The sequence below is a fragment of the Methanobrevibacter arboriphilus JCM 13429 = DSM 1125 genome, assembly GCF_002072215.1.
Lineage (GTDB): Archaea > Methanobacteriota > Methanobacteria > Methanobacteriales > Methanobacteriaceae > Methanobinarius > Methanobinarius arboriphilicus.
This window is the reverse complement of the sequence record NZ_JXMW01000003.1, coordinates 171,963-194,349: the sequence shown is the minus strand read 5'-3', so window position 1 is coordinate 194,349 and position 22,387 is coordinate 171,963. Positions and strand designations below refer to the sequence as shown.

Annotated in this window: 21 protein-coding genes; 8 read left to right on the top strand and 13 right to left on the bottom strand. The window is 25.2% G+C overall.

The window, feature by feature from the left end:
• Positions 1-117 precede the first annotated feature (117 nt).
• Positions 118-1,452 (bottom strand): signal recognition particle protein Srp54, encoded by a 1,335-nt coding sequence (locus MBBAR_RS02475; RefSeq protein WP_080459702.1) that lies wholly within the window; start codon positions 1,450-1,452, stop codon positions 118-120.
• 730 nt (positions 1,453-2,182) lie between these two features.
• Here MBBAR_RS02475 and hpt point away from each other — a divergent pair.
• Positions 2,183-2,752 (top strand): hypoxanthine/guanine phosphoribosyltransferase, encoded by a 570-nt coding sequence (hpt, locus tag MBBAR_RS02470; protein WP_080459701.1) that lies wholly within the window; start codon positions 2,183-2,185, stop codon positions 2,750-2,752.
• A gap of 239 nt (positions 2,753-2,991) precedes the next feature.
• Positions 2,992-4,290, top strand: coding sequence for a tRNA pseudouridine(54/55) synthase Pus10 (locus MBBAR_RS02465; protein ID WP_080459700.1), 1,299 nt, complete (start codon positions 2,992-2,994; stop codon positions 4,288-4,290).
• A gap of 327 nt (positions 4,291-4,617) precedes the next feature.
• Here the strand turns inward: MBBAR_RS02465 and MBBAR_RS02460 are convergent, their stop codons facing one another.
• Complete coding sequence (locus tag MBBAR_RS02460; RefSeq protein ID WP_080459699.1) at positions 4,618-5,790, bottom strand: acetylornithine transaminase; 1,173 nt, start codon at positions 5,788-5,790, stop codon at positions 4,618-4,620.
• Positions 5,791-6,436: 646 nt separating this feature from the next.
• On the opposite strand from MBBAR_RS02460, the gene MBBAR_RS02455 reads away from it, so the two are divergent.
• Complete coding sequence (locus MBBAR_RS02455; protein WP_042702866.1) at positions 6,437-6,859, top strand: peptidylprolyl isomerase; 423 nt, start codon at positions 6,437-6,439, stop codon at positions 6,857-6,859.
• Between the two features lie 167 nt (positions 6,860-7,026).
• Here the strand turns inward: MBBAR_RS02455 and MBBAR_RS02450 are convergent, their stop codons facing one another.
• The 9 genes from MBBAR_RS02450 to MBBAR_RS02410 form a co-directional block, all read right to left on the bottom strand.
• Positions 7,027-7,623: a HemK2/MTQ2 family protein methyltransferase gene (locus MBBAR_RS02450; protein WP_394334519.1), complete on the bottom strand. Its 597-nt coding sequence runs from the start codon at positions 7,621-7,623 to the stop codon at positions 7,027-7,029.
• Positions 7,624-7,666: 43 nt separating this feature from the next.
• A complete protein-coding gene (rsmA, locus tag MBBAR_RS02445; RefSeq protein WP_080459698.1) occupies positions 7,667-8,563 on the bottom strand; it encodes a 16S rRNA (adenine(1518)-N(6)/adenine(1519)-N(6))-dimethyltransferase RsmA in 897 nt (298 codons plus the stop codon).
• Positions 8,564-8,781: 218 nt separating this feature from the next.
• The gene (locus MBBAR_RS02440) at positions 8,782-9,408 is read right to left on the bottom strand and encodes a DUF655 domain-containing protein (protein WP_080459697.1); all 627 of its coding nucleotides are present in this window, start codon (positions 9,406-9,408) and stop codon (positions 8,782-8,784) included.
• A gap of 793 nt (positions 9,409-10,201) precedes the next feature.
• Positions 10,202-10,540 carry an RNA polymerase Rpb4 family protein gene (locus tag MBBAR_RS02435; RefSeq protein WP_080459696.1) on the bottom strand — a complete coding sequence of 113 codons (339 nt, stop codon included), beginning with the start codon at positions 10,538-10,540 and terminating at the stop codon, positions 10,202-10,204.
• A 5-nt stretch (positions 10,541-10,545) separates the two neighbouring features.
• Positions 10,546-10,836, bottom strand: a complete 291-nt coding sequence (locus MBBAR_RS02430; protein ID WP_080459695.1) for a 50S ribosomal protein L21e — start codon at positions 10,834-10,836, stop codon at positions 10,546-10,548.
• Positions 10,837-11,299: 463 nt separating this feature from the next.
• On the bottom strand, positions 11,300-12,187 hold the full coding sequence (dapF, locus tag MBBAR_RS02425; protein ID WP_080459694.1) for a diaminopimelate epimerase: 888 nt from the start codon (positions 12,185-12,187) through the stop codon (positions 11,300-11,302).
• Positions 12,188-12,289: 102 nt separating this feature from the next.
• Positions 12,290-13,609, bottom strand: coding sequence for a diaminopimelate decarboxylase (lysA, locus tag MBBAR_RS02420; protein ID WP_080459693.1), 1,320 nt, complete (start codon positions 13,607-13,609; stop codon positions 12,290-12,292).
• Positions 13,610-14,060: 451 nt separating this feature from the next.
• The gene (locus tag MBBAR_RS02415; RefSeq protein WP_080459692.1) at positions 14,061-15,773 is read right to left on the bottom strand and encodes an MFS transporter; all 1,713 of its coding nucleotides are present in this window, start codon (positions 15,771-15,773) and stop codon (positions 14,061-14,063) included.
• A 322-nt stretch (positions 15,774-16,095) separates the two neighbouring features.
• Positions 16,096-16,521, bottom strand: a complete 426-nt coding sequence (locus tag MBBAR_RS02410; RefSeq protein WP_080459691.1) for a MarR family winged helix-turn-helix transcriptional regulator — start codon at positions 16,519-16,521, stop codon at positions 16,096-16,098.
• A gap of 284 nt (positions 16,522-16,805) precedes the next feature.
• On the opposite strand from MBBAR_RS02410, the gene MBBAR_RS02405 reads away from it, so the two are divergent.
• Together MBBAR_RS02405 and MBBAR_RS02400 are read left to right on the top strand one after the other, a co-directional pair.
• Positions 16,806-17,213, top strand: coding sequence for an NUDIX hydrolase (locus MBBAR_RS02405; protein ID WP_080459690.1), 408 nt, complete (start codon positions 16,806-16,808; stop codon positions 17,211-17,213).
• Positions 17,214-17,744: 531 nt separating this feature from the next.
• Complete coding sequence (locus MBBAR_RS02400; RefSeq protein ID WP_080459689.1) at positions 17,745-18,014, top strand: hypothetical protein; 270 nt, start codon at positions 17,745-17,747, stop codon at positions 18,012-18,014.
• A 17-nt stretch (positions 18,015-18,031) separates the two neighbouring features.
• Here the strand turns inward: MBBAR_RS02400 and MBBAR_RS02395 are convergent, their stop codons facing one another.
• A complete protein-coding gene (locus MBBAR_RS02395; protein ID WP_080459688.1) occupies positions 18,032-19,003 on the bottom strand; it encodes a DNA glycosylase in 972 nt (323 codons plus the stop codon).
• A 148-nt stretch (positions 19,004-19,151) separates the two neighbouring features.
• Positions 19,152-19,976, bottom strand: a complete 825-nt coding sequence (gene hisF, locus MBBAR_RS02390; protein WP_080459687.1) for an imidazole glycerol phosphate synthase subunit HisF — start codon at positions 19,974-19,976, stop codon at positions 19,152-19,154.
• Between the two features lie 391 nt (positions 19,977-20,367).
• Here hisF and MBBAR_RS02385 point away from each other — a divergent pair, with 391 nt between their 5' ends.
• The 3 genes from MBBAR_RS02385 (at position 20,368) to MBBAR_RS02375 (ending at position 22,326) form a co-directional block, all read left to right on the top strand.
• A complete protein-coding gene (locus MBBAR_RS02385) occupies positions 20,368-21,078 on the top strand; it encodes a DUF2162 domain-containing protein (protein ID WP_080459686.1) in 711 nt (236 codons plus the stop codon).
• Positions 21,079-21,235: 157 nt separating this feature from the next.
• Positions 21,236-21,880 carry a MotA/TolQ/ExbB proton channel family protein gene (locus MBBAR_RS02380; RefSeq protein ID WP_080459685.1) on the top strand — a complete coding sequence of 215 codons (645 nt, stop codon included), beginning with the start codon at positions 21,236-21,238 and terminating at the stop codon, positions 21,878-21,880.
• 107 nt (positions 21,881-21,987) lie between these two features.
• Positions 21,988-22,326 carry a DUF2149 domain-containing protein gene (locus MBBAR_RS02375; protein ID WP_080459684.1) on the top strand — a complete coding sequence of 113 codons (339 nt, stop codon included), beginning with the start codon at positions 21,988-21,990 and terminating at the stop codon, positions 22,324-22,326.
• Positions 22,327-22,387: the final 61 nt, after the last annotated feature.

The window sequence follows — 22,387 nt, the reverse complement described above, 5'->3', positions numbered from 1 at the left end:
AAATGGATTTATAGATTTATGGACTTATAGACTTAAATAGGTTAATTGGATTTATGGATTTATGGACTTAAATGGATTAAATTGGTTTAAAAATAAATTTAAAAAGAAATTAAAAATTTATCTCATGAATTGACCCATAAGTCGTCCCATGGATCCTCCACCCATCCCACGTTTTCCTATGCCTTTCATAGCTTTTTTTGTATTATTATAATATTTTAAAAGTTCTTTAACTTCTTCATTTTTAACTCCAGAACCTTTAGCAATCCTCATTACCCTAGATTGTTTAATAACCTTTGGATTTTCCTTTTCATAAGTACTCATAGAAGACATTATAATTTTATACTTATTTATTTTATCTTCAGTCATTTTAGAGGCTTCTTTAGGTACTTTTCCACCAAGACCTGGAATCATATTCATAATTTGTTTCATTGGTCCCATTTTATTCATCATTTCGAACTGGTTTTCCATATCTTTAATTGTGAATTTACCACTTAACATAGCATTCATTGTTTCAGCAGCTACATCTTCATCAACAACTTCTTCAGCTTTTTCAATTAAACTTCTAATATCTCCCATTCCAAGTAAACGAGAAATAAATCTTTCAGGGTCAAAAACTTCAAAGTCATCTACTCTTTCACCAGTCCCAATAAATTTTATTGGTGCACCAATTTCAGCAACAGCTGAAAGAGCACCTCCTCCTTTAGCTGAACCATCTAACTTTGTAATTACAATTGAACCAACATCAGTAGTACTTGCAAAAGCTTTAGCTTGTTCTCCAGCTTGTTGACCAATAGTTCCATCAATGACTAACATTGCTTCATTTGGTTCAATAACAGAAGAAAGTTTCTCCATTTCATCAAGAAGATCTTTTTCTTCTTTATGCCTTCCTGCTGTATCAAATATGATAATTTTTTGGTTTTTAAACTTTTTTAAACCTTTACGAGCTAAATCTACCGCATCTTTATTATCAGGATCACCATAAAGAGATATTTGCATCTCTTCTGTTAACTGTCTTAATTGTTCATAAGCAGCTGGTCTCCAAGTGTCTGTAGAAACAACAGCAGGTGAAAAACCTTTTTTTTGTAAAAATCTGCATAATTTTCCAATGGTAGTTGTTTTACCACTTCCTTGTAACCCTAAAAACATTATTTTAAAAGGTTTATCATTTATTTCAAGCTCATGAGGTTCACTTCCAAGAAGATTGACCATTTCTTCATAAACAATAGTTATTACATGTTCTCTTGGAGTAATTCCTTTAGGTGGTTTTTCATTGAGTGCCCTATCTTCAATTTTTTTTGATAACTTTAAAACTAAAGATATATTAACATCAGACTGAATTAAAGCTCTTTGAATATCTTTAACAACTTCTTTAATAGTTTTTTCATCGATTACAGTCATACCTGCCAATTTTTTCATTGTGTTTGTAAGACTCTTCCCTAAATTTCCTAACATCTAATCACCAGGCTTTTAATTAATAACTTTTAATAATAAAATTCACAATAATATTTTTTAAATAATTTAAACATGATTATATTATAAGCAATTAATATCCTAAATAAGTTATACTATAAGCAATTACTATCCTAAATAATAATTATACTATAATAATTACACTATAAATAATAGTTATATTTTAAATTAATTGATATACCTTAAATTAATGATTATACCTTAAATAATAATTATATTTTAAATAGTAATTATATAATATTCAATATTAATATTATAAAATTAACACATAAAATTAACACATATAAACTAATATTATAAAAATTACAGAGATTAATTACATAGATTATTTATACAAAATTATATTTATTAATCATTTAATAAATAATTAATGATTAATAAATTAATTAAGAAATTTATTAAAAGTATCTCATAAAAGTTATGTTTTTTAAAACTAATTAATAATATTTAAATCTAATATTAGTAAATGATTAATAAATATAATTTTGTATAAATAAGTATTATAATGATATTAATAACGATGATAAGAATATAAATACTGATAATAAAAATATAAATAATTATAATAGATATGATGAAGATATTAAGGATAATAAGGATATTAAGGATAATAATAGTATAAATAAAGATAATAAGAATAGAAATAATGATAATGAAAATATAGAATAACAATAAGGAATAGAAATAAGAATAATTAATAAAAAGTGATAATATGCTTGAAGAATTTAAAAAAACATTACAAGAATCTCCAATTGTGAAAAAAGGAGAGTATAGTTATTTTGTTCATCCTGTATCAGATGGAATTCCTGAAATGAAGCCTGAAATCTTAAGAGAAATTGTAGAAGTTATTAAAGATAATTCTGATTTAGATATTGATAAAATTGTTTGTATTGAGGCAATGGGAATCCATTTAGCTACCGCACTTTCACTTGAAACAAACATTCCTTTTGTAGTAATTAGAAAAAGAGAATATGGGCTTCCTGGTGAAGTTCCAGTATTTCAAAAAACTGGTTACAGTGAACAAAACCTATATATTAACCAGCTAAATAAAGGAGAAAAGATACTCCTCATAGATGATGTTGTTAGTACCGGTGGAACATATATAGCTGTTATTAAAGCTCTTAAAAAGATAGGTGTTGAAATTAAAGATGCGATAGCTGTAATTGAGAAAGGAAAAGGAAAAAAAATTGTAAAAGATAAAACAGGATGTTCCTTAACAACAATTATCAAAATGGATGTTATTAACAATGAAGTTGTCATTGAATCAACAATCATAGATTAAATTGATTTTTACTATTAAATTACTCCCAAAAATAAAGTTATTTTTAAAACTAAAGTAATATTGAATATTAAAGTAATACTGAATATTAAAGTGATGCTGAATACTTAAATAATACTGAATACTGAAATAATATTGAATATTAAAGTAATACTGAATAAAGTAACACTTAATGAATTATAATTAAAATGAACTCTGATAATTAATATCATACTAATTTAATAAATTATTTAAATGATAACATGGATCAATACAATCTTAAAAAAGCTAAAGAGCTAATAAAACTAAATAATGAGAATATTTGTAACTGTTGTCTTGGAAGAAAGTTCTCTAATTTAAAAGAATTAGAAAATATTTCTGGAAATAGAAATAGGGGCAAATTAATTAATGAAAAACTATCTGAAAAGGGTTATAATTATAAAAAATCTTCTTCATGTGAAATATGTAATGATATTCTTTTTAAAGTTCATGAAAACATTGCCAATGAAAATATATTGAAAAAAATCATTGAAAAAATTGATTATCTAAATTTAGAATTTGAAACATTTTTAATTGGATCAAAAATACCTAATAAAATCTTAGAAAAGGATGAAGAAATAAATAGTATCTTAGATTTAGATGTAGAAAATATTAAAAAAGAAATCAACAGAAAAATAGGGAAATTAATAGAAGCTAAATTAAATAAAACTGTTGATTTTGAAAATCCAGATATAGTAATTATGGTAGATTTGAGAAAAATTCTTGATAAAGACAAAGAAGAGAATACAGAAGATTTATCAAAAATTAAGATTAGAATTCAAATAAATCCAATATTTATAGAAGGAAAATATAAAAAATTAATTCGTGGCATTCCTCAAACTAAGTGGCCTTGTAGGAAATGTAAAGGAAAAGGTTGTGATGAATGTGATGGAACTGGTAAGATGTATAATGAATCTGTAGAAGAATTAATCTCAGATATAGTACTAAAAGAAACAAATGGATATGAAGCTAAATTCCATGGAGCTGGAAGAGAAGATATTGATGTTAGAATGTTGGGAGAAGGACGTCCATTTGTACTAGAAATAAAAGAACCGAAATTCAGAAAATTAGATTTGGACAGTATAGCAAAGAAGGTTAATGAATATTCAGGGGGAAAAACTGAATATAATAATCTTAAATTTACTGAAAGAAGTAGAAAGGCAGAAATAAAAGTTTCATCACCAGATACATTTAAAGTTTATCGTGCTTTAGTAGAATGTGAAGCAAAAATCTCAGAAGAAGATTTATCTAAAATTAAAAAGCTCGAAAATTCAATCATTAAACAAAGAACTCCTCAAAGAGTATCTCATAGAAGAGCTGATAAAATTCGTGAAAGAGAAGTGAAAGAACTTTCAACTAATTTAATAAATTCTAACACATTTGAAATGATAGTTAAAACACAAGGTGGGTTATATATCAAAGAACTTATTTCAAGTGATGATTCAAGGACAAGTCCAAGTATTAGTGAAATATTAAATACAAAATCAATCTGTAAAGAATTAGATGTTATTGAAGTAGGATGATTTTAAATTTAAATATTAACTTAATAAAATAAATCAAGAAAAAATAAAGTAAAATAAGCTATAATTATAATATAAAATAATAAAATGAAATAATAAAACTAAAAAATAGAATAATAGCATAATTAAATAAAATAATAGAATAATAAAACTAAAAAATAAAATAATGAAATAATTAAATAAAATATTAAAAAATTATATATTATTTAAATAATTTTTTAGTAATAAAAATAAACATTAAAAGTAATAAAAATAATAAATGTAATAATAAAAATAATAATAAAAATAATGAAAATAATAATAATGAAAAAATCAATATTAAATTTTTAACTAAATCTCAGAAAATACCTGATCTAAATCTAAAATCATTTTATCAATTTCTTCTTTTGTTATTATAAGAGGTGGGGCAAACCTTAAAACGTTGCCAGCAGTTGAATTAATTAAAAATCCTCTTTCTCTCATTTTATTTGTTATTTCAGAAGAATCTCTATCTAATTCAATAGCTAAAAAAAGACCAAAGCCACGAACATCAGTTATACAATCATATTTTTCATTTAAATTAATAAATTCATTTTTAAGATAGTTTCCAAGATTTTTAGAATTTTCAAGAAGATTTTCATCTTTAATTGTTTCAATAACAGTCAAAGCCACAGCACATCCAAGAGGATTTCCACCAAAAGTAGATCCATGATCACCATAATCAAAACCTTCAGCAACTTTACCTCTAGCTAAAAGTCCACCAATTGGATATCCATTACCAAGAGCTTTAGCTATAGTCATAATATCTGGCTTAATTCCAAATAATTCATAAGCAAACATCTTCCCAGTACGTCCAAAACCTGTTTGAACTTCATCAAGAATAAGAAGAACCTCTTTTTCACGACATATAGCTTCAACTTCTTTTAAATATTTTTCTGGAGGAACTACAATACCACCTTCTCCCTGAATAGCTTCAATAAGAACAGCAGCAGTATCATCAGTAATAGCATTAGCTATTGCATTACTATCACCAAAAGGTACATGAGTAAATCCAGAAGGCAATGGTTTAAAAGGTTCTTTATATTTATCTTGACCAGTAGCTGTAACAGTTACAAGAGTTCTTCCATGAAAAGAATTATTGGTGGCAATTATCTCGCCTTTTCCAGTAAATTTTCTAGCTAGTTTTATAGCTCCCTCATTAGCTTCAGCACCACTATTTGTAAAGAAAACACGATCAAAAATAGTTATTTCAGCTAATTTCTTCGCAAGTTTTACTTGTTCTTCAGTATAATAAACATTAGAAACATGAATCAATTTTTCTGCTTGTTTTTGAATAGCTTCAATTACTTTTGGGTGAGACTGGCCTAATACATTTACAGCTATTCCTGCAAAGAAGTCCAAATATTCATTTCCATCTGCATCCCAAAGAGTAGCTCTATTACCATGATTCAAAGCTATTGGTTGGCGCCCATAAGTTTGCATAATATATTTAGAGTCTAAATCGATGATTTCTTTGTTATTCATTCTGTTTCCTCATATTAGTATAGTATCATTAGTATAATAATTAGTATAATAAATTTTATTTATTATAATAAAATTTATTTTAATTATTTTATAATTTTTATTAATATAATTTTTATTAATTTTATATTAATTTTTTATTAGTTTTATATTAATTCTTTATTAGTTTTATATTAGTTTTTAATAAATTAAAATGGTTGAATCCATATTTATTATTTATCTATAATTATTAAGTTATCTATATAGTAAAATATTAATTATTGATAGTATAATTATTAATTTATCTATAATTATTAATTATATCAAAAAATAGTTATACAATAAAAAACATAAAAGTTTTTGATATAATTTAGATATTTTTGTATTAATTAATATTTTATATAATAAAATGATTTTTATATAATAATATAATGATTTTGTATATTAAATATATTTTATATATTGAATAATTATATTATATAATTGAATAATTATATTGTATAATTGAATAATTTTATATAATATATTTTTACATCAAATATTATTGTATTAATTTTATTATATTAAATATTGTATATTAAGTATTTTTATATTTGATATTTCTTATATTTCGAATATTTAACATATCTTAGACATTGATATAAATTTAAATTAAGTTTTAAGTGATATTATGAAAAAAGCTATTATTGAAACTGAAAAAGGTAACATAGAGTTAGAATTATTTGAAAAAGATGCCCCTAATACTGTTGCTAACTTTGAAAAATTAGCTAAAGAAGGATTTTACGACGGTTTAACATTCCATAGAGTTATTGATGATTTTGTAATTCAAGGCGGATGTCCAAAAGGAAATGGGACTGGTGGTCCAGGATATACAATCAAATGTGAAATAAATGATAATAAGCATGGAACTGGTGCTTTATCCATGGCACATGCAGGTAAAGATACTGGAGGAAGCCAGTTTTTTATAACTCACTCACCTCAACCTCATCTTGATGGTGTTCATACTGTTTTTGGAAAAGTTATCTCTGGAATGGATGTTGTTAATTCAGTAAAACAAGGAGATAAAATGTTAAAGGTGACTATTCAAGGTTAAACTTTAAAAAAAATCTTTTTTTCTATTTTTATATTATATCTTATTTTACATTTTATTTCATTCTTTATTTCATTTTTTATTTCATTTTTTATTTCATACCTTATTCCATGTTTTTTTATATTAATATATTTATCTTAGTTTTAATTTAATAATTTAATAATAATCACTTAATCTAAAAATCCAGTTATTAATACAATTTCTTCAAAGAAAAATTTTTCACTAGCAGTAATCTCAACTAAAAATCCTAATTCTTCTAGTTTTAATAATGTTTGTTCTATATTAGAAAGTGAAGACTGAATAAGCTGTACCCTTCCATTCTTATTAAGATGATTTTTCACTTGATTTAAAAAAGGATCGATTATTTTTCTTCCATCTAAGCCACCATCAAATGCATAATTTAAATCATCTTCTAAAACTTCATCATTTTCAGTTGGTAGATATGGAGTATTGAATAAAATAACATCAAATTTTTCATTAAAACCCTCAGACTTAAGAGGTTCAAATAGATCTCCAAAAAGAATATTTATATTATCAATATTATTCAACAAAAAATTTTTTTCAGCAATTTCAATAGCATTAAAATTAATATCAGTAGCTACAACTTCATCAGCAACTTTTGAAGCATACATTGCAACTATTCCAGACCCCGTTCCTATTTCAAGAACTTTTTCGCCAGGATTTATATTCAAATTATCAATTAAAAGAAAGCTATCATCTGATGGTTCATAAACCATGTTTTCTAATTCAATATTAAACTCTCCAATCTTCATAAAATCCATTCCTATTATTTTACAATTTACTCTAAAGTTATCCCCATAATATAGGTTTAATCAAATTAGTTAATTCTAATATTTCTTCAGGAGAGGTTTTTACAACTCTTTTAACTAAAAATGATTCTAATTCAGGACTAGAATCTAATAAATCCCTTAATATTTTTTTATCAGAATAGCCTAAAATATTTCTTGAATCAATTAAAGCATTTCTAATTTTCTTATTTTTATGAGGGAAAAGTGCTCTACATATCAATGAATAATCATTCTCATTAGTCTTATTTGAAAAAAAACTTTCATTTCTTATAGGAGTTAGCTTAACAACAGATGAATTTACTTTTGGTTGTGGAATAAAGGACTGAGGAGATATATTATCTAAAAACTCAATACTTGTTTTAAAATGCAACATTGCAGAAAGTCTTGAATAATTCTTATCACCTACTTTAGCTATCATACGGTTAGCAAACTCTTTTTGATACATTAAAATAGCTAAATCAAAATCAAATTCCAAAAATTTAAAAGTTATTGGAGAAGATATTTGATAAGGCAAATTAGAAACTATTTTATTAGATTTTGAAAAAGTTGATATTTCAACATTTAGTGCATCGTCATTTATTAACTCTATATTACTAATATTTTCCTCTTGTATTCTTTCAAATAAAATTTCAAATATTTTCTTATCCTGTTCAATAGCTACTACTTTTTTAGCTTTTTTAGATAGTTCTATCGTTAATGTTCCAATCCCCGGACCGATTTCTAATATAGTGTCATTTTTTGAAATATTAGCAAAATTAATTATCTTTTTCCTCTTATAATCATCAATTAAATAATTTTGCCCTAAATTTTTATTTAAGCGAATTCCATGCTTTTGAAGTATATTTTTAGTTTCAGTGGCTAAAGAGAAATTATGCTCATTATTTTCATTAGATTTCAAATTATCACTTCAATAAATAGGAATTAGCAAATTAAAGTTAATATATAAGAATTAATAAGTATGAGATTAAAAAATATGAATAATAAATGTAAATCAACATTTAGGAATTAATAAATATGAATTTATTATAAAAAATAGAATGAAAATAAAGAAACCAAAACAAAAATAAAGAAAATTATAAAATAAAAAGATTAATAAATAAAATAGAGATTAATCTATTAATCTCTTCTCCTATGTTTACTTTTACCTTGTCTTTTTCTATTTTTTGAGTCATGCCTTCTTGGAGAATGAGTAAAAACACGATACTTATTTTTACCTCTTTTTGGTTGAGTAGTGTCAAGTTCCATTTTCACTCTTTTAGCAATACTATCAATAGGATCTTTAAGTAAGGGAACTCTCTCTTTTAAATCATTAAAGCTTTTAAAAGGTTCTTCTTCTCTTGCTTCGATAATAGCCCACATATGCTTTTTACCTATACCAGGCAATAGTTCTAATTTATTCAAACGTGTGCTTAAAGGTCCGGCTTCATTAATCCATTTAATATACTTATCTTCATGGTTCATTATTATTTCATTAATAACATAATCAATTTCAATCCTACTTGTTGCAGTCAAATTCTCGAAGTCAAGTTTTCCTTTAACACGACTTATTTTATCTCTTTTTCCTGCGCCGATGTATACATCTTCATGAATCTCTAAGTCAACATTGTCTTTTGGGATTAACTCTAATAAAGTAAAGTTTTCGGTTCCGATAGCCTGAGCAACAGGCTTTTTTTTAAAGGTAGACATATTTTCCTTTACATAACCTAAAGGTAAATAGTCTAATATTACTGCATTATCTTCCATTTAATCACAACATTAAGCACAGATTTTATTTTTATAATTCAATATTCTGCCTTAAGATTATAAGTTTTTATATAAGTTTCTTTATGCAAATTTTTTATACTTAATTTTTATATAATTCTTATTTTTATATAATTCTTAATATACTTCTTATGTAATTATAATTCTTAATGTAATTTTATATGTAAATTGTTTAAATTAAAGAACATTTAAAGTTATAGTTATCTTCATATTGTTTCTATTACATTTAATACTTTTCTATATAATTAAAATTATGATATAATTAAAAACTTTTAAATCATATTAATATTATTTGATTTAATACAATAACTATAAACCATTAAATAAAATTATACTACTAAAATATAATTATTAATTATAAACCACAAAAAATCATTAAATAGTTATTTAATCTATAATTAAAATAATTTCTGATATTAAAAGTTATTAAAGTTATTTTCTAATTAGCTATGAAACTAAATATAATATTATATTTTAATTATAATAGCTAATCATAAAAAATATTATGAAAATAAACTGATTAATAAACCAATTAATAATAGTAAAATAAAAAAAGAATTCTAATAAATATTATATTAAAAACAATGATTAAAAATCAATTTATTATAATTGACTTTGTTAATAATATAATAAATACGAAATATCAATATGAAACCTATAAAAATATTGAAATCAATAAATTTATAATATAGAACAGTTACAATTCAATAGCTCATCATTAAACAATAATAAGCTATTAAATAATAGTTAAAAAATTAGATAAGTTATACAAAATCTATTCATCATCCCTATATTCATCAACAATAGAAAGAATTTTTTCTAATTCTTCTTTTGATATAGGCAATCTTTCTTTAGCAAATAAAAGTCTTAAATCAGACAAATCTTTAGGCATTAAGTCAGCAATACGTACTGCATGCTTTTTTTTAACTATTTCTTCTAATTTTCCTATTAATTCTTCCGTATCTTCTAAAGAAAGCTTATTAAACTTTGTAACATGATCTAAAGTTAAATTCTGTTCATAACTTAATTCATATTTTTCTTGAAATTCTTCAAGTATCTCTTTTACTTTAGCTGCAGGAATTGGCTCATTTTCTAATGCTTTCTTCCCTATCATTAGAATCACTCTTGTGGTTTTAAGTGTTCTGGTCTAACAATCAATTCTTTAGCTTTGTTACCATCATTCAATGCTAAAATATAAGCATTTCCTCTATATCCAATTACTTTAGCTGTCTTACCATGGAATCTTGTGTGTGGTTGACCTCTATGGATACTAGGATCAATAATAATATGTACCAAATCATTATTATTAAATTTCTGAATTTTTCTAGTTATAGGGTTAGATCTTCCAGGTCTTGAAACCTTAGTCATTTTATTTCTTGATCTACTTCTAAATCCTCTTGATCTTTGCATTTAAATAACCTCGTATAATTATAACATGTAAATAGTAATATAGATATGCTATTAAGCAATCAAATATAATAACAATCTAAAAATTACAGAATATCATTGGATATAATTTCAATAAGCATTTTAAAGTTTTATATTAAAATAAAAATTATGAAAAATTATCCTATCTTTGATAATATTAATATATTCTTATTGAAGGTATTAATATATTTTTGCCTTTTTAAAATTTTATATACTTTTAAAATTTTTATATATAAACTAATAACAACTTAAATAATAACTTGAATAGAATTTCAATGAAAATATTAAAATATTAATAAAAAATATAATGAAAAATACTATAAAAAATATTATAAAGAATATTATATAGAATATTATGAAAATTATTAATTGAAAATTATTAATGAAAAAATTAGCGAAAAATAATTAATTTTTATTAAAATATATGAAATAAATAAAAATTATCTTAAACCATTTCACCATTAAAGACTAATTCTGCTTCTCCTTTCATAAATGCTCCTAATTTATCATCTTTTTTATAAACTTCAATTTCCAAGTTTCCACCAGGAAGATGAACCAAAACATTCTTATCTAAAATTCCAAGTTTAAAACCAGATAAAACACAGGAAGTAGCTCCAGTACCACAAGCATAGGTAAATCCTGCTCCTCTTTCCCAAGTAATAACTTTAATTTCATCTTTAGATATTATTTCAACAAAATGGACATTTATCCTATGAGGAAAAGCTTCATGGTTTTCAATAGCTGGACCATAAATATCCAAATTCACACTACTCAAATCAGAAAAATTAGTATTTTCTGTGAATATTACTGCATGAGGATTGCCAACACTAACAGTGGTCATAGCTATCTCTTCATCATTGACAATTAATACTTCATCTAAAAACTCATCCACACTAGCTACCATTGGAATTTCTGAAGTTTTAAAAGTTGATAACCCCATGTTAACTTTAAAAAATTTAGATAAACTTTTATTTTTCTCATCAACAGTAATTTCGACTTTTTTTAATCCACCTAAAGTTTCAACATTGATTTTATCTTTTTTAATAATATCATTATCATAAACATATTTAGAAAAGCATCTGATACCATTGCCACACATTTCAGCTTCACTACCATCTGCATTGAAAATCCTGAATTTTATTTCACCATTATCAGTAGCTGGACAAATAAAGATTACTCCATCAGCACCAATAGAAAAGCCTCTTTTACATACATCAATTGAAAAGCGAGATTTTTCATTTTCTGGGATTACTTCTTCATTAAATTCATTTATAACAACATAATCATTTCCAAGACCATGCATTTTAGAAAACTTTAATCCTGATAAATTCATTTACAACCTCTTTTGAATTATTAAACCCTTTGAATAGTTTAATATATAATAATTAAATTAAACTAATAAATCATTGAACTAATTTTCTAATCTTTTAGGAAACTAATTTTCTAACCTTTTAGGAATAATTTGGTTTTTGAAAAGATCATCGTAAGTTTCTCTTTCCCTTATTATTTCAGACTTTCCATCTTTCACAAGAATTTCAGCTGGTCTTGGTCTTGAATTGTATTGAGAAGCCATTGAAAATGAATATGCTCCTGCATTCATTATAGACAAAAGATCACCTTCTTCGATTATCGGAAGAGGTCTATCTCTTGCAAACAAATCTCCAGACTCACATACATTACCAGCAACATCAACTTTTTCAAGCTTTGTTTCATTTTCAGAAATTTCGTCTGTTTTATTAGCTTTATTAGCTACAACAATATGATGATATGACCCATACATAGCTGGGCGAAGAAGAGTGTTAAATCCAGAATCGACGCCAATAAATTTACGATAACTATTTTTAACAGTGTTAACTCTAGTTAAAAGAACTGATGCATCACCAACAAGATATCTTCCAGGTTCTATATACATAGAAGGTTTGTTTGCTCCATCCATCCCATATTCAGATAATTTTGATTTAAATATCCCAGTTATTTCCTCTGCAAATGGATCAATGTCAAGTAAATTTTCTTCTGGTTCATAAGGTATTCCAAGACCACCACCAAGATCTAAAAATTCAAAACCAATATTTGCTTCTTGAGAAACTTTCCCAGCAATGTCCATTAAGACAGTTGTAGCTAACTTGAAAGGTTCTGGATCTAAAATACCTGAACCAATATGAGTATGCATTCCAACAGGTTCAAAACCCATGCTTTTAGCTAACTTATAAACTTCTACTGCTTCACTTTCTTTAATGCCAAATTTACTCATTTCTCCACCAGTGATACAGTGTTCATGATGTCCTGCACCAACCATAGGATTTACTCTGAAAGAAATCTTATATCCTTCAGGATCAACAATCTCAGCTAATCTTTTTAACTGAGAAACAGAATCTAAATTTATCCTAACCCCAGTTTCATCAATATATCTTAATTCATCGTTAGTAACATTATTCCCTGTGAAAAGAATCCTATCAGGAGAAAAACCAGTTTTTAAAGAGGTAAAAACCTCACCTGGAGAAACTGCATCAATACAGCTACCTTCTTCTTCGAGTATTCTCATTACAGAAAGATTAGTATTAGCTTTACAAGCATAAAGTATTTTAAAATCAGGATAATATTTAGTAAAAGCATTAAAAACTCTTTTATAATTATCTCTTATTCTATCTTCATCAATAACATACAAAGGAGTTCCATATTCCTCTGCAAGTTTAGTAGCATCTGCTCCACCAATATCAACATGACCTTTATCATTAATTTTAAGATTTAAATCCATTTAATTCACCTGATGCAATATAATAAATTATTAAATAAATTATTATTTTAAATATTTATGCTCACATTCTCAAAATTTAGTTAATAGCTATTAATAAATAATATTTTTTTTATATTATATAAGCTTTTTATAGGAATAATATAAGTTTTTTATAAGAATATGAATCTATTATATGAATTTTTCTCAATGGTTAAAAATAGGGCTAAAATTAAAAAAAATATAAAAAAGTAATGATTTAACTATTATAATTAATTAAAAATACTATAATTAATTAAGAAGAGTATTATACTCAATATAATAATTAAAGATAGTTTTTTAATAATAAAAATTTTTAAATAAAGCTTTTTAATATTAGCATTTTAACTTTTTAATATTAACTTTTTAATATTAGCTTTTTAATATTAGCATTTTAACTTTTTAATATTAACTTTTTAATATTATCTATATTCTATTATCTATGTGCTAACATCTTCATTAAAATGTTATTTATATCCCCTCTACTAATAATACCAATAACATGCTTATTTGAATCTAATACTGGGAGTTTTTTAAACTCATTCTGAGATAAAATCTGAATAGCTTTTTCTAAAGTATCATCCTCATCTAAATAATATAATTTTCTTTTAGGTATCAAATTATCAATACTATCAGTTATTTTATCATTTAAAACTTCTTGTTCTGATTCTCCTTCTTCAATTAATATACTATATATAAAATCATGTGCAGAATATTCTTTTGGAGCGAGATATCTTATTATATCCCCATCACTAACCATTTCAATTAGTTTATTTTGATTATTGACAACTGGAACTCCTCCGATATGATGTTTAGAAAATAATTTTAGTAAATCTTTAATTTCAGCATTAGGAGGTATAGAAATAACATCTGAAATCATGAAATCTTTTACTTTAAGAGTTTGATTTGATAAAGTTTGTTTTGAAATAGTTTGATTTGATAGAGTTTGCTTTGGTTTTTTACTTTCAATTTTAGATTTTGGAGAGATGTAGTTCCTATTTAGTACTATAACTATAATAGAACTTATAACAAAACAACTTCCAACAATAAAAGGTATGTTAGGGGCATATAATTCAGCTAAAATCCCAGCTAAAAAAGGAGCAATAGCTCCACCTATCATACGTAAAAAACTAAAAGCAGCAGATGTTGTTGATGCTTCAACAGGTGATGTTGTCATTACAGCATTAGTGAATAAAGAATTACTATTTCCAAACAATAAACCAGAAATAATTATACATCCAGATATAATAAGTAAATCAGATGTAAATATACCCATGACTAAAAGAAGAATTGTAAATAAAATTAACATGGCATATAATGATTTAATTGTTCCAAAAGTCTTTTCAAGTCTAGGCGCTATGAAATAAGAAGAAATACCAAGTAGAATACCCCATCCTAAAAATATAAGTCCTATATTAAAGGGATTTAATCCTAGTATCAATGGACTATAAGCTAATAATGTAAAAAAACCAAAATTATAAAGAGAATTAGCAATTCCCAAAACTGCAATAGATCGATTTTTCATTGCACGAAAAGGTTCTTTTAAAGAAGTGTTTGATTTTGTACCGAGATCTTCTTTTACATTAGGTAATTTAGTGAATAATAATAAAAAAACAATAACCATCATCACCCCAATTCCAATAAATGGATATCTCCATGAAAATTGTCCAAGAATTCCCCCGATTAATGGCCCTGCTGCAACGCCTATTCCAACAGCAGCTTCAAACAAAACAATTGACTTTGTTTTTGAAACTCCTGCAACAGTTACCATAGCAGCAAGCCCCGTAGCAAAGAAAAGAGAGCTTCCTAATGCCCATATACCACGTAGCCCAATAATAGTCCAAATATTAGTTGCAAATCCTGCAATAGCTGCAAAAACACCAATTATAATAATTCCAATGAGTAATGCTTTTTTAAGACCTAGTCTTGTAGATATGGCCCCTGTAATCAGTGCACCTATTGCCATTACAATATTATAACTACTATATAATAAAGTAACTTCACTTGGACTTGCTCCCAATTGAGTCGAGAGTGTTGGTAAAACAGGCCCTATAAGACCCATACCCATTAATGCAGCGATAATTGCAATAAATAACAACCATGCGGATGAAGGTAATCCTTCATTTTTAATTGATTCAGTTGATGACAATCAATACCTCCTTAATTTTTATTATAAATGATATATCAACTATTGATATATCAGCTATTTTTAGATAGTCAATTAAATTAAATAGATTAAATAAATTAAATAAATTAGATAGATCAAATATATTAAATTAAATAGTTTAAATATATTAAATAAATTAATAAATTAAATAGATCAAATATTAAATTAAAAATTATTATATAATTAAATTAAAAATATTAGAAAAAATTCATATCAAATTAAGAAATCATATCAAATTATGGAAAACTATACAAAAGAATCATATACAGAAAAAACTATAGATAGAAAAGATATAGATAAAAAACTATAAATTCGAATCTAATTTTTCCAATAAATAAAATAGTTTTTCAAGTTCATCTTTAGTAAAAATATTTTTAATCTCTTGAGAATTTTCTAGCATTAACTTAGATGTATCTTTATACAAATTCAAACTTTTATCAGTTAAATATATTAAAAACTCTCTTTTATCTTGAAAGGAAATTTTTCTTTCAATAAGTCCTTTATCGGCAAGAATATTCAAACTTCTTGTGATAGCTCCAGTATCTCTATTTGAAGCTTTTGAAAGCATTTTTTGATTACATCCTTCATTTTGATATATAAAATATAACATATACCACTGTTCAAATGTAATATCATAATATTTAAATTTATTTTGAAGTATTCTTCTTAATTTATGGTTTATTTTTATAAATTCAAATAATAAATCACTTTTATCAAAAACATATTCCATATAATGACCTTAACCTAATAGATTAACTTGTTAAATAATTTTAATTGATATATCAATTATTTTTAAATAATAGTATTTAAACTTTTTGAATTTCTAATATTAAAAATAGGAATATTAAAAATATGAATAATTATGATGATTATAGATGATTATAGATGATTATTAATAAATTTACATAATTTATGAATAAAGTTAGATAAATAATAATATATTAAAGAGTAATAGTATATTTTATATATATTTTATATAAAATATAAGACTAACACTTAAAAAGAGTTGATAAAATGAAAAAACCCTATGGACTAGTAATGAGAGGATTATTAAAAAAAGATGGAAAAATTCTACTATTAAAAAGACATCCGAACTCTAAAACAAATCCTAGTCGGTGGGAACTTCCTGGAGGGAAAGTTGAACCAGGAGAAGACTTTGACAAAGCACTCATCCGTGAATTTAATGAAGAAACAAACTTGTCTATTGAGTTAAACGATTTAATAGGAGCAGTTCAAGAAGATTTTCCTCATAAAAAGACTATAGCTGTTGTTATGAATGTTGATATTACTTCTGAAATTCCAGAAGTGAAAATAAGTAATGAACATGTTGATTTTAAATGGGCTGATATTGAAGAAATTAAAGACTTGGAAATATCTGGATGGTTCAAAACTTTAATGAAAGAAAAAAACTACTCTTTATAACTTTAAATTAAAATAAAATTACAACTAAAGAATTCTAATAATTTTTAACAAGCAATAATAATACTAAGTATAATTAGTAATATTAATAATGCTAATAATACTAATAATCATTAATAGTATTATTTAAATTATTTTGAATACTAAATTTTTATAAAAAATTATATGAACATTTAAAAATTTTAAATATAAATATTATTTCATTTGTTTAGATAACTTTAGATGACATATAAACTAAATAAAAAATATATAAAAATCGATATCCCCCTATATTAAACTATTTTAAATAAAATGATGTTATATTAATAAACTTTATAATTTTTAATATAATTCATCTAATTTATTAAATATTAATTTTAATATAATAATTCTTAATTATAACAATGAAAAAATTAAATTTAGTTAATTTTTAAGTTGTGTTAATATTAATATCTGATTTTGCATATAATTTAAATTTTGTATATAATTTAATTTACATCTAATTTGATCTTAAACAAAAAATTTGATTAATTATAAACAGATGGAGATAATATTATGAAAGAATACAGTGATGAAATAATAGAATTTTTAGTATATGTTAAACCTTCAAAATATAGACAGAAGATATTAATATCACTTAAAGATGAAAAATTAAAAATTCCTTCTGAAATAGCTAGAGATGTTGGAGTAATAACAAGCCATATTAGTATCTATTTATCTGGATTAAAAGAAAAGAATCTAATAAAATGTATTAATGAAGAAGCAACTAAAGGAAGACTATATCATATAACAGAAAATGGTAAAAAAGTATTAAAATATATATAATATTGAAAATTGTTAGATTACTTCAATTTATTCATTAATCCAGATTTACGGGCATAATGAAACAGATAAAGTTGAACATATCCTGCATATTCCCCAAAGTGCTCTATTCCAAACTCTCGAATTTTAGAAACAGAAATATCTTTATTATCAAAATAAAGATAAGAAATAATTCTTTTTATCCATATATCAGTGGGAAAAGCTTCTTTAAACCCATAACCATAAAGAAGAATACAATCAGCCACTTTTGGGCCAACACCTGGAAAAGTTAAAACTGTTTCGAATGCTTCTTCATAGTCCATATTAAATATTTCAAGGAGATTTATATCATTCGAGAGAATTTCACTTGTTTTTTTGATGTAAGGAGCCCTATAACCTACACCACATGATTTTAGATTTTTAATACAAAATTCCATATCAATTGATCCATTTAAAGAATCAAATTCTTCTAAATCATTTTCATGAACAAATTGGAGTAATTCAGGATAAGGAAATTCATAGAATATTCCAGATGAAAATTTAACTGGATTTCCCCATTTTTTCCGAATATTAGCTATCGATTTTGTCCAACGAACAATAGAATTATTAGCGGATGCAATTGAGGATACAATAGCTTCAAATGGATTTTTAGCTAAAAATAAACGTAGTCCTCTCGAAAAATCAACGGTTGTTTCAAGTTTAGAATCTTCAGATAAATAATCATAGAACCTATTAAGATCAAAATTTAAATCGAATATTCTATTAATTTCGTTTTTTATATTTTTTTCAGTATTTTTTTGATCAACAGAATCTTTTAAATTTCCAATATCAAGAGGAAGCTCATAATTAATATTTAAAGAGGTTATATCATCTTGATAAGCTTTAATAAGGATTGGCACCTCATTTAAATAAATCAAATCACAATATTTGCCATGCATCTCAATCCAAGGAGGTTGAGATGTTTGACCTGACTTCTGTGTTAGTTCCAAATTTATTAAATTATCAAATTTCATACTAAAACTAAACCCCATATTAATTAAGTAAACTACCTATTAAAAAATAAATTTTTTATCCATATTAAAAGCTAAATACATTATCCATATTTCCAATTAAAGTCAAATATTAATATTTTCAATTAAAGTCAAGCATTAATGTTTTCAACTAAAGTCTAACATTAATATTTTTTTCTTTTAAATATTCCTTAACTTCAGGAATTGGATATTCATTAAAATGGAAAATACTAGCTGCTAAAGCTGCACTAGCATCAGCTATATCAAAAGCTTCAAAAATATGTTCTGGTTTACCAACACCACCTGAAGCTATAACTGGAATATCAACAGAATCATTAATTGCTTTAGTTAGTTCAAGATCATACCCATCCTTAGTTCCATCCCTATCCATAGAAGTTAATAAAATTTCACCAGCACCTCTTTTTTGACATTCTTGAGCCCAATCAATAGCATCAATGCCAGTAAATTCAGTTCCACCATAGATACTAGTGTCAAACCAACAATAACCATTTTTAGTTTCTATGATATTTTTATCATCACTTTCTTTTGGATTATCAACATACCTTCTTTTTGCATCTATTCCAACCACACATGCTTGTGTTCCAACTACCTCAGATGCTTCATTAATAAGGTCAGGATTATGTATAGCTGCAGTATTAGTTGAACATTTATCTGCCCCAGCTTTAAGCATATCAATATAATCATCAACTTTTCTAATTCCCCCACCTATACATATAGGTATGAAGACATTTTCAGTTACATCTTTAACTACATTTCCCATTGTAGCTCTTTTTTCTCTTGAAGCAGTAATATCAAGAAGTACAATTTCATCAGCCCCTTCTTCATAATATTTATTAGCTAATTCAACAGGGTTTCCAGCGTATTTAATTTGTTTAAATTCAACACCTTTAACAACACGCCCCTCTGGAACTTGAAGATCACAATCTAAACAGGGAATTATTCTCTTTGTTAACATTATTATTCTCCTTTTTATTAATGATAGGTTTTTATAATAGCAAAACCTGTAATATTAAAATAAATCTGTAATATTAAAATTTAATATTAAACTATTTATCAATAATAAATATAATACTAAAAATTGTAATACTTGTAATACTAAAATATTTATCAATAATACACATAATACTAAAATCTGTACAATTATTTTTTATTTATCATAGATATTATATTTTATACTTATTAACAATAACTTATTTTAAAAATAATAAAAATAATAAAGATAATAAAAATAATAAAAATAGTAATAACTGTTTCTATATACCATTTAAATTTTCAAACAAAGTTGAAAAAAACTTAAATTAACTTTATATATCTTAAGATATATAATAAAAAATGAGGTGTAAGAAATGGATATAGTAGCAATATTATGGCAATTAGGTGTTTTATCTGCAATTTTAGTTTTTGGATTAAAGATAGGTCTTGCTTCTGGCTTAGCTAATCTTTCAAAGAAAGCATTAGCAACAATAGTAATAAGTTATGGAATAGGAGTTTTAATAATCACTTTAATCGCATCATATTATTCATCTCAAATAACAGAGATAATGTACACTTATAACAGTGGATTTTTCCTAATAATGGCAGCTATTATGATTATTTCAGGTGTATTAACTATAAGAGAATGGAAAATACACGAAAAAAACACGTCTAAAACAGCTGCAATTGCAATTATTGCACCATGTCCTTGTTGTTTCTTATCAATAGTAGTGAGTATATTAGTAGTAGCTCCAACAATAGGCCTAACACCTTTTAACCTAAGCCAATACGCAGCATTAGCTTTAATGATAGTCATAATTACTGCATACTTTGGAGCAAACATATTCAATAAGATAGTTAAAAAACCATATCCAGTTGTACTTGGAAATTTCATGTTCTTTTTAGGATTATATTTCCTCATTTCTTCATTAATACTCCCAAACATAAGCAGTGTATTAGCAAATCCTATGGGAAAAATTTCAATCGAATCAACAGGCTCACTAATCATAGCATTCCTACTATTCATAGGATTACTAATAGCAGGAAGAATTATAAACAAAAAAATAAGCAATCTCAATAATTAAATTTTATAATAAATTTATAATTAAATCTTATAATTAAATTTTATGATTAAATTTTATGATTAATTTTAGATTAAATTAATTAAAATATTATAAAATTAAATAATTTTTCAATAAATAAAACTTTCAAATAATTAAATAAAAGAATGGTGATTTTAAGATGGTTACAAGTATTCCGGGTAGTGATATTTTAACTTCTGGTTTGAATGTTATTTCTCAAAGTTTATTAATACCAGTGATAGTAATATTGCTGATTTTTGTAGTATATGCAGTAATAACCCTTGGTGGTTTAATTTCAGAATACACAAGCAGAAAAAAAATACCTGCAAACACAATAAAAAATTTGATATATGAAATATCGGATTCTGAAAACCCTGAAGAAGTTAAAAAAGTTATAAACGATTCAATAATCCCCAAAAGTCAAAAAAAGATTCTAACAGAACTAGCATCATCTGAAAATTTAAAAAATAAATCAAGACTTGCACTTGCAAATAAATATATTGAAAGTGAAGAAAACCATATCGACAAAATAGTTGAAAAAACAGACATAGTAACAAGAATTGGCCCTACATTAGGATTAATGGGAACATTAATACCAATGGGACCAGGACTAGCAGCACTAGGAAGCGGAGATGTAACAGCACTATCACAAGCAATAATAGTAGCATTCGACACAACCGTAGTTGGGATCGGGGCCGGAGCAGTAGCATACCTAGTATCCAAAATCCGCAGAAGATGGTACGATGACTACCTATCCAACCTAGACGCACTATCAGACGCTATCCTTGAATACATGGAAACTTAAAAAAATAAGGAAAAAAGGAAGAAAAAATAGGAAAAGAAGAAAGAATAGGGAAAAATATGAGAAAATAAAAAAATAAGCAAGAGAGGATGAAAAGGAGATAAATCATCATGGCAAGAAGAGATAGGAAAAACAGAAGATCCTCAAGAGTAGAAGAAGACCCTATGGCTGGAACAACCAACTTAGTAGATGCAATGCTTGTAATATCAGTAGGTTTACTGGTATTTTTAGTAATGTCATGGAATATGCAAAGTGTAGTATTCAGTGACATGACAGCAGAAGAAAAGCAAGAAACAATGAAAGAAATGCAAAAAGTATCGCAAGTTAACCAAGGAGAAGAACTAAACGACACACCCAACACAACCGAAAGCTCAGGACAAGGATACGTAGAAATGGGAAAAGTATACAAAGACCCATCAACGGGAAAACTCATAATGGTAGAAGGATAAACTCCTCCCTTCCCAAACAATAAAAAAACAACCAATAACAAAAAAAAACAACTAACAAAAA

Excerpts from the sequence above, each read along its gene's own strand:
- MBBAR_RS02465 (WP_080459700.1), top strand. The coding sequence starts at position 2,992 with ATGGATCAATACAATCTTAAAAAAGCTAAAGAGCTAATAAAACTAAAT.
- MBBAR_RS02455 (WP_042702866.1), top strand. The coding sequence starts at position 6,437 with ATGAAAAAAGCTATTATTGAAACTGAAAAAGGTAACATAGAGTTAGAA.
- lysA (WP_080459693.1), bottom strand. The coding sequence starts at position 13,609 with ATGGATTTAAATCTTAAAATTAATGATAAAGGTCATGTTGATATTGGT.
- MBBAR_RS02400 (WP_080459689.1), top strand. The coding sequence starts at position 17,745 with ATGAAAGAATACAGTGATGAAATAATAGAATTTTTAGTATATGTTAAA.
- dapF (WP_080459694.1), bottom strand. The coding sequence starts at position 12,187 with ATGAATTTATCAGGATTAAAGTTTTCTAAAATGCATGGTCTTGGAAAT.
- MBBAR_RS02410 (WP_080459691.1), bottom strand. The coding sequence starts at position 16,521 with ATGGAATATGTTTTTGATAAAAGTGATTTATTATTTGAATTTATAAAA.
- MBBAR_RS02395 (WP_080459688.1), bottom strand. The coding sequence starts at position 19,003 with ATGAAATTTGATAATTTAATAAATTTGGAACTAACACAGAAGTCAGGT.
- MBBAR_RS02385 (WP_080459686.1), top strand. The coding sequence starts at position 20,368 with ATGGATATAGTAGCAATATTATGGCAATTAGGTGTTTTATCTGCAATT.
- hpt (WP_080459701.1), top strand. The coding sequence starts at position 2,183 with ATGCTTGAAGAATTTAAAAAAACATTACAAGAATCTCCAATTGTGAAA.
- MBBAR_RS02380 (WP_080459685.1), top strand. The coding sequence starts at position 21,236 with ATGGTTACAAGTATTCCGGGTAGTGATATTTTAACTTCTGGTTTGAAT.
- MBBAR_RS02440 (WP_080459697.1), bottom strand. The coding sequence starts at position 9,408 with ATGGAAGATAATGCAGTAATATTAGACTATTTACCTTTAGGTTATGTA.
- MBBAR_RS02475 (WP_080459702.1), bottom strand. The coding sequence starts at position 1,452 with ATGTTAGGAAATTTAGGGAAGAGTCTTACAAACACAATGAAAAAATTG.
- hisF (WP_080459687.1), bottom strand. The coding sequence starts at position 19,976 with ATGTTAACAAAGAGAATAATTCCCTGTTTAGATTGTGATCTTCAAGTT.
- MBBAR_RS02435 (WP_080459696.1), bottom strand. The coding sequence starts at position 10,540 with ATGATAGGGAAGAAAGCATTAGAAAATGAGCCAATTCCTGCAGCTAAA.
- MBBAR_RS02405 (WP_080459690.1), top strand. The coding sequence starts at position 16,806 with ATGAAAAAACCCTATGGACTAGTAATGAGAGGATTATTAAAAAAAGAT.
- MBBAR_RS02460 (WP_080459699.1), bottom strand. The coding sequence starts at position 5,790 with ATGAATAACAAAGAAATCATCGATTTAGACTCTAAATATATTATGCAA.
- MBBAR_RS02430 (WP_080459695.1), bottom strand. The coding sequence starts at position 10,836 with ATGCAAAGATCAAGAGGATTTAGAAGTAGATCAAGAAATAAAATGACT.
- MBBAR_RS02375 (WP_080459684.1), top strand. The coding sequence starts at position 21,988 with ATGGCAAGAAGAGATAGGAAAAACAGAAGATCCTCAAGAGTAGAAGAA.